Origin of the sequence: Rhizobacter koreensis (assembly GCF_013366375.1) — a bacterium.
Lineage (GTDB): Bacteria > Pseudomonadota > Gammaproteobacteria > Burkholderiales > Burkholderiaceae_C > Schlegelella_A > Schlegelella_A koreensis.
This window is the reverse complement of the sequence record NZ_JABWMJ010000005.1, coordinates 93837-106104: the sequence shown is the minus strand read 5'-3', so window position 1 is coordinate 106104 and position 12268 is coordinate 93837. Positions and strand designations below refer to the sequence as shown.

14 protein-coding genes and 1 riboswitch are annotated in these 12268 nt (G+C 71.6%); of the genes, 6 read left to right on the top strand and 8 right to left on the bottom strand.

Annotated elements, in window-relative coordinates:
- The first annotated feature begins 97 nt into the window (after positions 1–97).
- Both hslV and hslU read left to right on the top strand, forming a co-directional pair.
- On the top strand, positions 98–634 hold the full coding sequence (gene hslV, locus HQN59_RS12040; RefSeq protein ID WP_176069346.1) for an ATP-dependent protease subunit HslV: 537 nt from the start codon (positions 98–100) through the stop codon (positions 632–634).
- 87 nt (positions 635–721) lie between these two features.
- Entirely contained in the window at positions 722–2056 is a 1335-nt protein-coding gene (gene hslU, locus HQN59_RS12035) for an ATP-dependent protease ATPase subunit HslU (RefSeq protein WP_176069345.1), read from the top strand.
- Between the two features lie 19 nt (positions 2057–2075).
- Here the strand turns inward: hslU and HQN59_RS12030 are convergent, their stop codons facing one another.
- The 4 genes from HQN59_RS12030 to HQN59_RS12015 form a co-directional block, all read right to left on the bottom strand.
- Positions 2076–2342: a hypothetical protein gene (locus HQN59_RS12030; RefSeq protein ID WP_176069344.1), complete on the bottom strand. Its 267-nt coding sequence runs from the start codon at positions 2340–2342 to the stop codon at positions 2076–2078.
- On the bottom strand, positions 2339–2539 hold the full coding sequence (locus HQN59_RS12025) for a hypothetical protein (RefSeq protein WP_176069343.1): 201 nt from the start codon (positions 2537–2539) through the stop codon (positions 2339–2341). The genes HQN59_RS12030 and HQN59_RS12025 overlap by 4 nt, the downstream gene beginning before the upstream one ends.
- 89 nt (positions 2540–2628) lie before the next feature.
- Positions 2629–3234 carry a PEP-CTERM sorting domain-containing protein gene (locus HQN59_RS12020; protein ID WP_176069342.1) on the bottom strand — a complete coding sequence of 202 codons (606 nt, stop codon included), beginning with the start codon at positions 3232–3234 and terminating at the stop codon, positions 2629–2631.
- Positions 3234–4775, bottom strand: a complete 1542-nt coding sequence (locus HQN59_RS12015) for an alkaline phosphatase PhoX (protein WP_176069341.1) — start codon at positions 4773–4775, stop codon at positions 3234–3236. The genes HQN59_RS12020 and HQN59_RS12015 overlap by 1 nt, the downstream gene beginning before the upstream one ends.
- Positions 4776–4901: 126 nt before the next feature.
- On the opposite strand from HQN59_RS12015, the gene HQN59_RS12010 reads away from it, so the two are divergent.
- Positions 4902–5114, top strand: a complete 213-nt coding sequence (locus tag HQN59_RS12010) for a hypothetical protein (RefSeq protein ID WP_176069340.1) — start codon at positions 4902–4904, stop codon at positions 5112–5114.
- Positions 5115–5177: 63 nt separating this feature from the next.
- On the opposite strand, the gene HQN59_RS12005 is transcribed toward HQN59_RS12010, so the two are convergent.
- The 4 genes from HQN59_RS12005 to HQN59_RS11990 all read right to left on the bottom strand — a co-directional run bounded on the left by HQN59_RS12005 (position 5178) and on the right by HQN59_RS11990 (position 8688).
- Positions 5178–5672, bottom strand: a complete 495-nt coding sequence (locus HQN59_RS12005; protein ID WP_176069339.1) for an OsmC family protein — start codon at positions 5670–5672, stop codon at positions 5178–5180.
- Between the two features lie 12 nt (positions 5673–5684).
- Positions 5685–6452 (bottom strand): type III pantothenate kinase, encoded by a 768-nt coding sequence (locus HQN59_RS12000; protein ID WP_176069573.1) that lies wholly within the window; start codon positions 6450–6452, stop codon positions 5685–5687.
- A gap of 153 nt (positions 6453–6605) precedes the next feature.
- Complete coding sequence (locus HQN59_RS11995) at positions 6606–7808, bottom strand: YbfB/YjiJ family MFS transporter (protein WP_176069338.1); 1203 nt, start codon at positions 7806–7808, stop codon at positions 6606–6608.
- A gap of 70 nt (positions 7809–7878) precedes the next feature.
- Entirely contained in the window at positions 7879–8688 is an 810-nt protein-coding gene (locus HQN59_RS11990; RefSeq protein ID WP_176069337.1) for an HAD-IIB family hydrolase, read from the bottom strand.
- 138 nt (positions 8689–8826) lie between these two features.
- Positions 8827–8908, top strand: a riboswitch (S-adenosyl-L-homocysteine riboswitch).
- A gap of 116 nt (positions 8909–9024) precedes the next feature.
- Between HQN59_RS11990 and ahcY the strand changes: the two genes are divergently transcribed.
- The 3 genes from ahcY to metF all read left to right on the top strand — a co-directional run bounded on the left by ahcY (position 9025) and on the right by metF (position 12175).
- Entirely contained in the window at positions 9025–10482 is a 1458-nt protein-coding gene (ahcY, locus tag HQN59_RS11985; RefSeq protein ID WP_176069336.1) for an adenosylhomocysteinase, read from the top strand.
- An 83-nt stretch (positions 10483–10565) separates the two neighbouring features.
- Positions 10566–11345: a TlyA family RNA methyltransferase gene (locus tag HQN59_RS11980; RefSeq protein ID WP_176069335.1), complete on the top strand. Its 780-nt coding sequence runs from the start codon at positions 10566–10568 to the stop codon at positions 11343–11345.
- On the top strand, positions 11342–12175 hold the full coding sequence (metF, locus tag HQN59_RS11975) for a methylenetetrahydrofolate reductase [NAD(P)H] (RefSeq protein WP_176069334.1): 834 nt from the start codon (positions 11342–11344) through the stop codon (positions 12173–12175). The genes HQN59_RS11980 and metF overlap by 4 nt, the downstream gene beginning before the upstream one ends.
- Positions 12176–12268 lie beyond the last annotated feature (93 nt).

The window sequence follows — 12268 nt, the reverse complement described above, 5'->3', positions numbered from 1 at the left end:
GCGCCGCCTCGCCGCTCGCGCGGCGAGACAACATTCCGGTGACGAGCGGTCCGCGCGTGCCCCTTGGGCCCGGCGCCTGCGCCCCCATGTGGGGCCGATGGAAAACTATCACGGCACCACCATCGTCAGCGTGCGGCGCGGCAACGTCGTCGCGCTCGGCGGCGACGGCCAGGTCACCCTCGGCAACATCGTCGTCAAGGCGAGCGCGCGCAAGGTGCGCCGCCTGCACCACGACAAGGTGCTCGCCGGCTTCGCCGGAGCGACCGCCGACGCGTTCACCCTGTTCGAGCGCTTCGAGGCCAAGCTCGACAAGCACCAGGGCCACCTGGTGCGTGCCGCCATCGAGCTGACCAAGGACTGGCGCACCGACCGCGTGCTGCGCCGCCTCGAGGCGATGCTCGCGGTCGCCGACCGCGACGCCTCGCTCATCATCACCGGCAACGGCGACGTGCTCGAGCCCGAGCTCGGCATCATCGCGATCGGCTCGGGCGGCTCGTATGCCAGCGCGGCGGCGCGCGCGCTGCTGCAGCACACCGAGATGGCGCCCAAGGAGATCGTCAAGCGCTCGCTCGAGATCGCCGGCGACCTCTGCATCTACACGAACCAGAACCACACGATCGAGACGCTCGACTGAAGCGCCGCGCGCCGCGCGCCGCGCACCGCGCGGCGGCCCTCGCACCGACCATCGCGCGCCCCTCGCCGGCGCGCCAGAGCCCCACCCATGAAGCTGAGCATGACCCCGCAGGAGATCGTCTCCGAGCTCGACCGGCACATCGTCGGTCAGGCCAAGGCCAAGCGCGCCGTCGCCATCGCGCTGCGCAACCGCTGGCGCCGCCAGCAGGTCGCCGAGCCGATGCGCGCCGAGATCACGCCGAAGAACATCCTGATGATCGGCCCGACCGGCGTCGGCAAGACCGAGATCGCGCGGCGCCTCGCCCGGCTTGCCGACGCGCCGTTCATCAAGGTCGAGGCGACCAAGTTCACCGAGGTCGGCTACGTCGGCAAGGACGTCGACTCGATCGTGCGCGACCTCGTCGACATCGCCGTCAAGCAGGAGCGCGAGAGCGCAATGCGCCAGCAGCGCGCGAAGGCGGAAGACGCCGCCGAGGACCGCGTCCTCGAGATCCTGGTGCCGGCGCCGCGCGAGGCCGGCTTCGCGCCGGCGCAGCCGGCCGACAACACGGCGCGCCAGGTGATGAGGAAGCGCCTGCGCGAGGGCCTGCTCGACGACCGCGAGATCGAGATCGAGGTCGCCGACGCCAAGCCGACCATGGAGATCATGGGCCCCGCTGGCATGGAGGAGATGGCCGAGCAGCTCAAGGGCATGTTCGCCAACCTTGGCGGCACCCGGAAGAAGATGCGCAAGATGCGCATCGCCGAGGCCCGCAAGCTGCTGATCGACGAGGAAGCCGTCAAGCTCGTCAACGACGACGACGTCAAGACCCACGCGCTCGCCAACGCCGAGCAGAACGGCATCGTCTTCATCGACGAGATCGACAAGGTCACCTCGCGCAGCGAGACGAGCGGCAGCGCCGACGTCTCACGTCAGGGCGTGCAGCGCGACCTGCTTCCGCTGGTCGAGGGCACCACCGTGAACACGAAGTACGGCATGGTCAGGACCGACCACATCCTGTTCATCGCGTCGGGCGCGTTCCACCTCAGCAAGCCGAGCGACCTGATCCCCGAGCTGCAGGGGCGCTTCCCGATCCGGGTCGAACTGGGGTCGCTCTCGGTCGACGATTTCGAGGCGATCCTCACGCAGACGCACGCCAGCCTGATCAAGCAGTACACGCTGCTGCTCGAGACCGAAGGCGTGAAGCTCGAGCTCGAGCCGAGCGCGATCCGCCGCATCGCGCAGATCGCGCACGACGTCAACGAGCGCACCGAGAACATCGGCGCACGGCGCCTCTCGACGGTGATGGAGCGCCTGCTCGACGACATCAGCTTCGATGCGCCCAATCGCGGCGGCACGACGATGACGATCGACGCCGCGGCGGTCGACGCCAAGCTCGGCGAGCTCGCGCAGAACGAGGATCTCTCGCGCTACATCCTCTGACGCGGCCGCCGCGGCCGGCTCAGTCGTCGTGCTCGCAAGGCCAGCGCGGCGGCACGCCGGGGCGCGGCACGCGCTGCTCGTAGGCGATCAGTCCGCGCGCTTCGAGCCGCGCGAGCGCGGCCGCGTCGAGGCCGATCGCCTTGGCGACGCTCTCGAGCTGCACGACGTTGCGGCGCCCGTCGATGGTGCCGTAGAGGGTCCAGTCGAGCGGATGCAGACCGGCGTCGTCGTGGAACGGCCGCGCGCTCGCGCGCCCGGTTCGCACCGGAACCGAGAGGCCGCTCATGCCCGGTCCTCGTTTGGCCGAGGCAGCCGGCGCGCGAGAAGACCGAGCCACGGCGCCGTCGCGCGATCGGCCGCGGCCTCGGCAGGCCGTGCCGAGGCCGCGCCGGTCGGCGCCGGCGCCCAGGTGCCGTCGGCGAGCGCGCTGGCGCTGGCTTCGGCCCGCACCGCGTCGCTCCAGGTCATCGTGTACTCGTCCATCGTCGTCTCCTTCGTCACCGGCGAGCCCGGCGGGCGTGATGCGCCCGCGGGGGCCATGGCTCCGCCGTCGCGTCACGCCTTTGTTGTGGTCAGCCGCGCCGCCGCCGCGCCCACGCGAGCAGGCCGAGCCCGCCGGCGACGAGCGCGATCAGCGGCGGCTCGGCCACCGCCGCCGGCACCACCTGCATCGTGATCACGTCGCCCACGCTGCGCCCGGCGAGCGACAGCGTCCAGTCCGTCGCGCCGGGGCGGCCGAGCGCGTTGCCGATCTCGACGTCGAGGTACTCCGGCACAGCGAAGCGGAGTGCTGCGTAGGTGGCGGCGACGTCGAGCTGCGTGCTGCCGAAGCTGCGCGTCACGCTGCCGGCGCTCGCGAACGTCGCGCCGTCGAGCAAGAAGCTCAGGCCGTCGAGGCCGCTCCCCGTGAAGTTGCGGATCACCGCGTTGAAGCTCACCGGCGCCAGCAGATCGGCCGATTCGATGCGGAACTGAAGCGGCACCAGCGTCGGGCTCGTGAAGTCCGCATCGAACGACACGACGCCGATGCCGCTGTAGTCGGCGATCGCGGCGCCGCCGGCGGGGGTGCCGAGCAGCACCAGCGCGGAGGCAGGCGCCGCAAGCGTGCCGAGGCACGCGGCGGCGCACGCGGCGAGTAGATGGAAGCGCTTGGTCATGGTGTTCGTCGGTCGTTGCATCAGAGGGTTCCCCGCGCCCAGGGGCCGGTGATCGCGAGGGTGAGGCCGGGCGCCTGCAGGTTGACGAACAGCACGCGTCCGTCGGAGCTGAAGCACGAGCCGCACCATTCGGTGCCGCGCTGGTCGCCGGTCACGCCGTTCGGCTTGCCCACGGCGGTGAGCTGGGCACGGCTGAAGTTGTAGTTGTTGCGCGCGAAGACGTAGCTGCTGCCGTTCGGGTGCAGCGCCATCAGGCGCATCTGCGTCATCGCGGGGCCGCTGTTGGGCCCCGTGTTGCCGCCGTCTTCGCAGAACAGCAGGCCGCCGCGCGGGCTGACGCAGATGTTGTCGGGCGAGTTGCCGACCTGGATGTCGCTGCTGACGAAGATCGCCTGCAGCACGCCGGTCGCGGTGTCGAGCGCCCAGATGCGACCGCCGCGCGGCGGGTTGGTCGTGACCTGCTTGTCGGTGAAGTAGACGATGCCGTCGGCGACCCAGCAGCCCTCGTTGGCGCCGAAGATCGCGGCCCCGTTCGCGTAGGCCTGGCGATAGGGGCCGCTTGCGTTGACGTTGCCGACCCGTGACGCGAGCGTGCCGCCGTCGAGGTCCGGATCGGGAATGTCGGCCCACACGGTGTCGAAGGTCTGGCAGAGCGTCGGCGAACGCAGGTCCGCGTTCGGCTGGTTCCTGATGCACAGGCCCTGCAGCCGGCCGTCGGCGTGCAGCGAGTCGAGACCGCCGTTCGCGTTCGCGGGCAGGAACCGGTAGAGCGTGTTCGCGTTGCCCTGGTCTTCGGTGAGGTACCAGATGCCGGTTGCGGGATCGATCGCACAGGCTTCGTGCGCCATCCGGCCCATGCCGACGATCGGCATGCGGTTGGCGGCCCTCACGCTGATGTCGGCCGGGACCTCGAACACGTAGCCGTGGCGGCAGCCGGTGCTGCTGACCGCGTTGCTGAGCAGTTCCTCGTTGGTGAGCCACGAGCCCCAGGTGCTGACGCCACCCGCGCAGTTGCGGTAGGTGCCGCCGAAGGAGGCGTAGCTCGCGACCCAGTCGCCATCGCGCCAGACCAAATTGGTCGTGCCGCCGATCTGGTAGTTGCTGCCGGTGACGCCGGTGTCCCACTTGGCCACGCCCGCGCGGCCGGCGCCGATGATGTCGGCGCCGTTGGTGCTGGTGGTCTGCTCGTGGTTGCGCACCAGGACGATCTCGGTGCTGCGGCCGACTCGGCGCTGCACGACGACGCCCATGCCGTCGTGGGTCGCCGGCGTGACGAGGCCGTCCGACATCGGATCGCCGCGCCAGCCGTAGCTCTTGTAGGTGAAGCCGGGCGGCAGCTCGATCAGCGCGAGGCCCGTGGTCTGATCGGGGGTCGGCACCGGGGCGCCGTACGGGCTGTCGAGCAGGGCCGACGCGGTCGCGGCCTGGCACGCGTCGCCGGGGGCGGCTTCGGCGACGCGCGCGGCGAGCGCCGCGATCGGGCCGCCGAACGCAGCGGCGAGCGCGGCGCCGCCGCCCTTGAGCAGGTCGCGGCGCATCGGCTTGAGGATGGTTTCGTTCACGTCGTGGACTGGGTAGTGGAGGCCCGGTCACGATGCACGGCGCGTGTGACACGGCCGTGAAAGCGCATCCGCCCGCGCGCGCCGGCACGTCACACGGCGGTCATGAACGACGCCTACGCTGGCGCCATGAAAGTTCTGCTCCGTCAGATCACCGCGACCGGCACGCTCGCGATCGCCACCGGCAGCGATGGTGCGTTCCACGTGGTGTGGAAAGGCGCCGCGGTCGGATCGGCGTCGACCCTGCGCTCGGCGCTCGAGCTCGCGTGCGGACGCTCGTGGGCCGCGGGCACGCGGGTCGAGGTCAGCACGTTGCCGGAGGACTGGATGATCGGCGCCTGAACGCGCCCGTCACCGCGAGCCCGCGCGAGCGTCGCTGCGCGCGGCGTCCCGCGCCCGCCGTGCTCAGCGCCGGGGCTCGTGGGCCGGGCCGGATGCGAGCACCGGCTCGCACGCCACGACCGCCTTCACCGAGTTGGCGATGAAGCAGGCCTCGTGGGCGCGATGGTGCAGCGCGTCGATCGCGCCGGCGTCCGGCATGCGATCGCCACCGAACGTCACCTCGGGCCGCAGCGTGACGCGCGTCATCGCCTGGCGGCCGTCGGCCCCCGCGCCCATCACGCCGACCGCGCGATCGAGGTAGCGGTCGACGCGCCAGCCGGCCTCGGCGGCGAACGACAGGAAGAACAGCATGTGGCAGCTCGCGAGCGAGGCGACGAACAGCTCCTCGGGGTCGACCGCCGCAGGGTCCGAGAGCGGCACCGGCACGACGTGCGGCGACGACGAGCCGGCGACCTCGGCGCCGCCGTCGAAGCGCATCACGTGACGCCGGCTGTAGCGACGCAGATCGAACACCTGCTCATCGCGCTGCCATTCGATTTCGGCGCCGTAGCTCGCCATCGCCTTGCCTGGTCAGACCGCGGTCCGGCGCGACTGCAGCTGCAGCAGCCCCTCGAAGATCAGCGTGTCGACGGTCTCGTGCGGCAGGTCGGTCACCGCCGCGAGCTTGACGGCCGCGCCGCCTCCGAGCAGCAGCAGCGGCGCCTGCCCGGTGCGCTTCGCGAGGCGCCGGTGCATGCGCTCGATCGCCCCGGCGATCGCGTCGGTGCCGCCGCTCATCAGCGCATCGCTGGTGTTGGTGGGGAAGTCGACCGCGTCGCCGGTCGGCGTCTTGAGCCCGGCGGTGCCCATCTCGAGCGCGCGCAGCATGAGGCCGAACCCGGGCAGGATGAGACCGCCGAGGAAGCGCCCCTCGGTGTCGAGGGCGTCGACGGTGACGGCGGTGCCGACCATCACCACCAGCGCGGGCCGCGCCGCGCCGCGCGCGAGCACGCGCTGGCGGGCGCCGATCAGCGCGACCCAGCGGTCGACGCCCAGCCGGCTCGGGTGGTCGTAGCCGTTGACGACGCCGCAGGCCTCGGCGCTCGATACCACCCAGCGCGGCACGACGTCCCAGAGCTCGAGCTGCTCCTCGGTGCGGCGGCGTACCGCCTCGCCAGCGACGATGCAGCCGAGCACCTGGCTCGGCGGCTCGAGCGCCTTCCAGGTGGTTTCGGCGAGATCGTCGATCGCCTCGAGGAAGGCCGCGCCGTGCGCCAGCATCGGCGCGCCGGGCGCTCCCGACGCGTACTGCGCCCACTTGAGGCGCGTGTTGCCGACGTCGATGGCGAGAAAGCTCATGCCGAGCCGCCCCAACCGCCCGCCATCGACCATCGGCGCGTCGCCGAGCCGGAACACCGCTGCACCATCACTCCTCGTTGCATCCCGGCGCGATCATGCAGCAAGGTGAACCCGGGGGCGCGCCGCGCGCCATGGGGAAAGCACCCGGACGGTTCAACCGCGCGCCAGCGGCTTCTGCGCCGCCGCGAGCAGCGCGCCGCCGGCCAGGACCAGCGCCGACACGACGAAGCCGCGGGCAAGGCCGCCCGACGCGTCGGCGACCCAGCCGATCAGGGTCGGGCCGACGATCTGCCCGGCGGCGAACACGATCGTGAAGGCGCCGATGCCGCCCGCCCACCCGGCGGGCGGCAGGTTGTGGCGCACCAGCGCCGTGGTCGACGCGACCACCGACAGGAACACGCCGCCGAACAGCAGCGCCGACGCGAACACGGCGAGCGGCGCCGCACTGAGCACCGGCAGCGCCGTCGCGACGGCGAGCAGCGCATTGAGGATGGCGAGCGACTCGCCGCCGCGAAAGCGCTGCAGCAGCCCCGCCCACAGCCACGACGACGCGATCACCGCCACACCGAGCAGCACGTAGAACGCCGTGATCGCGGCGCTGCCGAGGCGCTGCTCGCGCAGCAGCGTGATCACGAAGGTCATGTAGCCGATGTAGCCGAGCCCGAACATGAAGTAACCCGCGAGGCCGAACCGGAACGGCCGCCAGTGGAAGGCCGTGCGGGCGCCCGCCGCGGGCGCCGCCGCGAGGTGACGGGTCGCGAGCGCGGTGATCGCGGTGGCGACGCCGGCCACCACGCCGAGCGCGATCCACGCGCCCTGCCACGCGTGCGGCGCGGCGCGCCCGGCGAGCGGCGGCACGAGCAGCGCCGACGCGACGATGCCGACGCCGGTTCCGCCGTAGTAGATCCCCAGGACGAGCCCGGAACGCCCCGATCCCCCCGACACGCCGGGCTCGGTCGCGAGGCGCGCGGCGAGCACGCCTCCGCCGACGAAGGTCGCGGCGCTGGCGACGCCGGTCGCCAGGCGCAGCGCGAACAGCCAGGCGTCCGCGACGACGAGGCCGTGCGCCGCGAGCAGCAGCGCCGCCAGCGCACTGCCCCCCAGCATCGCGAGGCGCGCGTCGGCGCGCGCGAGCAGGCGCGGCACGAGCAGCGCGCCGACCAGGTAGCCGGCGGCGTTGACGGTGTTCATCGCGCCGGCGACCAGGTAGCTCCAGTCGAGGTCGGCCCGCATCGGCGGCAGCAGCAGCGCATACGAGAAGCGCGCGAGGCCGAGGGAGACCGCGGCGCCCAGCGCGAGCGCCATCGCCACCGCGATCACCGGCGGGCGCCCGCCGACGCTCGGCACGGCGGTCATGCGTGCACCGCCGTCATCCGACTGCGGCCTCGGTCACGCGCGCCATTGCACCTCGTGCGCCGGGCGGGTCTCACGAGCCGCGCCGCGCGGCGATCAGCCGGTCGGCGACCTCGGCAAAGCCGCGGCCGCGCGCGCCCTCGGTGATGTATGTCGGCCAGACCGTCAGCTGGCCGGCGAAGTCGAGCAGGTTGGCGACGCCGACGCTGAGGTCGAAGCGGCCGAACATCAGCTGGTCGTTGGTCGAGTCGCCGACGTAGACCCAGTCGGCGTGCTCGGCGTCGAGGTCGCGACCGAGGCGGCGCCGGGCGATCCAGCGCGCCCCGCTCAGCTTGTCGTGGTCGCCGAACCAGCCGTTGACGTGGATCGAGCTCACCGTCGCGTGCATGCCTTCGCTGCGCATCACCTCGGCCACGCGCGCAATCTGCGCGTCATCGAGGTGGGCGAACTCGGCGTGATCGACCGCGATGTCGGTGACGCGCCCCGAGCTGTCGCGCGCCAGCGTGGCGCCGGGCACCTCGGCGAGCACGCGACGCGCCGCGGCCTCCAGGCGCAGCGCGTTGGCTCGCCGCGTGGCGGCGTCCTGCGCATACTCGATCGAGAGCCGGTCGTTCTCGCGCCAGAGCGCCACCGCGCCGTTCTCGGCCACGATGGCGTCGATCGGCCAGCTCGTCGCGAACGGCTCGCTCCAGCCCTGCGGCCGGCCGGTGATCGCGAGCACCGGCACGCCGGCGTCGCGCAGGCGTTGCAGCGCGTGGCGCGCCGCGGGTTCGAGCACGCCGTGCGAGGTGAGCGTGTCGTCAATGTCGGTCAGCACGCCGGCGACGCGCGCGAGGCGCGCCGGGTCGGCTTCGGCCCACGGCCGCGAGGGATGAGGGTGCATGGCGGTTGGCGGTGCGCGCGGCGTGCGCGCCGCCGGCGGGAGATGGCGGCGATTGTCCGGTGTTCGGCAGCCGATGGCCCGCCCCGCGCCCGGGAATATCGCGCCTCCTGCGAGTCCTGCTGGCCTACAATCCGCGCACTTTCCGAGGAGCGTTGCGAGGCTCGGCGCGGGTGCACACCCGGCACGACCCCAGGCTCGGAATGCACGGCGCCCACCGGCTCGACCGGCCCGCGGCACCGCTTGCAACTGCGCTCGCCCGCACGCTGGACCTGGTGGGTGAGTGCAGACAACCTCCCTTCACGCCGCGCGCGGGTTTCCTAGACGAATGGAGCCCGAATGAACGCCAACCTGAAGCCCGAAGCCGCCGCCGTCACGGCCGGCGCCGCCTCGAACGACCACGCCATCGCCGACATCTCGCTTGCCGCCTGGGGCCGCAAGGAGATCCGTATCGCCGAGACCGAGATGCCCGGCCTGATGGCGATCCGCGACGAGTTCGCGGCGAGCCAGCCGCTCAAGGGCGCGCGCATCACCGGCTCGCTGCACATGACGATCCAGACCGCGGTGCTGATCGAGACCCTCGAAGCGCTCGGCGCGACCGTGCGCTGGGCGTCGTGCAACATCTTCTCGACCCAGGACCACGCCGCGGCGGCGATCGCGGCCAACGGCACGCCGGTGTTCGCGGTCAAGGGCGAGACGCTCGAGGACTACTGGGACTACACCCACCGCATCTTCGAGTTCGGCGCGGCCGGCAGCGAGGGCGAAGGCCCGAACATGATCCTCGACGATGGCGGCGACGCCACGCTGCTGATGCACCTCGGCAAGCGCTGCGAGACCGACCTCTCGCTGATCGACACCCACTCGAGCGAGGAAGAGCGCGTGCTCTACGCGGCGATCCGCAGGAAGCTTGCCGAGGACCCGACCTGGTACAGCCGCAAGTCGGCCCAGATCATCGGCGTCACGGAAGAGACGACGACCGGCGTGCACCGCCTGCAGGACATGTCGAGGAAGGGCCTGCTCAAGTTCCGCGCGATCAACGTCAACGACTCGGTGACCAAGAGCAAGTTCGACAACCTCTATGGCTGCCGCGAGTCGCTGGTCGACGGCATCAAGCGCGCGACCGACGTGATGATTGCCGGCAAGGTGGCGCTGGTCGCCGGCTACGGCGACGTCGGCAAGGGCTCGGCGCAGGCGCTGCGCGCCCTCTCGGCGCAGGTCTGGGTGACCGAAATCGACCCGATCAACGCGCTGCAGGCCGCGATGGAGGGCTACCGCGTCGTCACGATGGAATACGCCGCCGACAAGGCGGACATCTTCGTCACGACGACCGGCAACAAGGACGTCATCCGACACGAGCACATGGCCGTGATGAAGGACCAGGCGATCGTCTGCAACATCGGCCACTTCGACAACGAGATCGACGTCGCCTCGCTCGAGAAGTACGAGTGGGACGAGATCAAGCCGCAGGTCGACCACGTGATCTTCCCGGACGGCAAGCGCATCATCCTGCTCGCCAAGGGCCGCCTCGTGAACCTGGGCTGCGGCACCGGCCACCCGAGCTACGTGATGAGCTCGTCGTTCGCGAACCAGACCCTCGCGCAGATCGAGCTCTTCACCAAGCCCGACGCGTACGAGGTCGGTCAGGTCTACGTGCTGCCCAAGCACCTCGACGAGAAGGTCGCGCGCCTGCAGCTGTCGAAGCTCGGTGCCCAGCTCACGGAACTCACCGACGAGCAGGCCGCGTACATCGGGGTGCCGAAGGAAGGCCCGTACAAGGCCGACACGTACCGGTACTGAGCCCCGGCTTCTCCAGCCCTGCTCCAGGGCGCTCGTGGCGGCCGACCGACTCGGCCGCTCACGAGCAGACTGATTCCCTTCCGATGCGTCTCGATCAACTGCTGGTAAGCCGCGGCCTCGCGCCGACCCGATCGGCCGCGCAGCGGCTGATCGCGGCCCGCGCGGTGCGCTGGAACGGCCCCAAGGGCTGGGCGGTGCCGAAAAAGGCGGGCGAGGACGTGACCGAGGACTGCGAGCTCGAGGTCACCGACGACGCCGAGCTGCGCTTCGTCTCGCGCGGCGGGCTCAAGCTCGCCGGCGCGCTCGAGCGCTGCGGCATCCACCCATCGGGCCTCGACTGCCTCGACATCGGCCAGGGCACCGGCGGCTTCACCGACGTGCTGCTGCAGCGCGGCGCGCGCCACGTGGTCGGCATCGACGTCGGGCGCGGCCAGATCAACAGCACCCTCGCCGCCGACCCGCGCGTCACCACCTACGAGGGCATCAACGCGCGCGACATCGCCGGCAGCGCGTTCGAGGCGGCACTGCCACCGGACGGTTTCGCGATCGTGGTCGCCGACGTCTCGTTCATCACCCTCACCCACGTGCTGCCGACCGTCGCGCGCTGCCTGGCGAGCGGCGGCAACGCGCTGCTGCTCGTGAAGCCGCAGTTCGAGCTGCAGCCGGTCGACATCGGCAAGGGCGGCATCGTCAAGGGACCGAACGCCTACATCCGCGTGCAACAGCGCATTCGCGACGCCTGCGCGGCGCTGGCGCTCGACGTGCGCGACTACTTCCAGAGCCCGATCGACGGCGGCGACGGCAACCACGAGTTCTTCGTGTGGGCGACGCCGGCGGCGGGCGCAACCGAGGCCAAGCCGTGAAGCTTCCCGTTCCCGTCAGTTTCGAGTTCTTCCCCCCGAACACGCCGGTCGGCGCCGAGAAGCTGAGCGGCGTCGTCGCCGAGCTCGCGACCGTCGATCCGGAGTTCTTCAGCGTGACCTACGGTGCCGGCGGCTCGACGCGCGACAAGACGCTCGCCACCGTCGCCGCGATCGCCGCGATGGGGCAGGAGGCGGCGCCGCACCTGTCGTGCATCGGGTCGACGCGCGAGAGCATCTCCGAGATCCTCGGCACCTACCGCGCCCAGGACATCCATCGCCTGGTCGCGCTGCGCGGCGACCTGCCGAGCGGCACCGCGACCGCCGGCGAGTTCCGCTACGCGAGCGAGCTGATCCGCTTCATCCGCGAGACCCAGGGAAGCGACTGGTTCATCGAGGTCGCCGCCTACCCCGAGTACCACCCGCAGGAGCGCTACGCGCGGCGCGACCTGCAGCATTTCGCCGACAAGGTGAAGGCCGGCGCCGACTCGGCGATCACGCAGTTCTTCTTCAACGCCGACGCCTACTTCCACTTCGTCGACGAGGTGCGCGCGCTCGGCGTGACCATTCCCATCGTGCCCGGCATCATGCCGATCCACAGCTACGCCAAGATCGCGCAGTTCGCGCAGCGCGACGGCATCGAGATCCCGCGCTGGGTCGCGCTCAAGATGGAAGGCTTCCTCGACGACGCGGCCGCGGTGCGCGCGTTCGGCCTCGACGTCGTCGAGAAGCTCTGCCGGCGCCTGATCGACGGGGGCGCGCCGGGGCTGCACTTCTACACGCTGAACCAGTCGGCGCTGTCGCTCGAGCTCTGCCGGCGCCTGGCGGGCTGACCCGACCGGGCGCGAATGGTCTGACCGATCGCGCCGGACGCCTTCATCGAACATGCCGACGCACTCGGCGGCGTCGAGCCGGCTCCTCCGCGC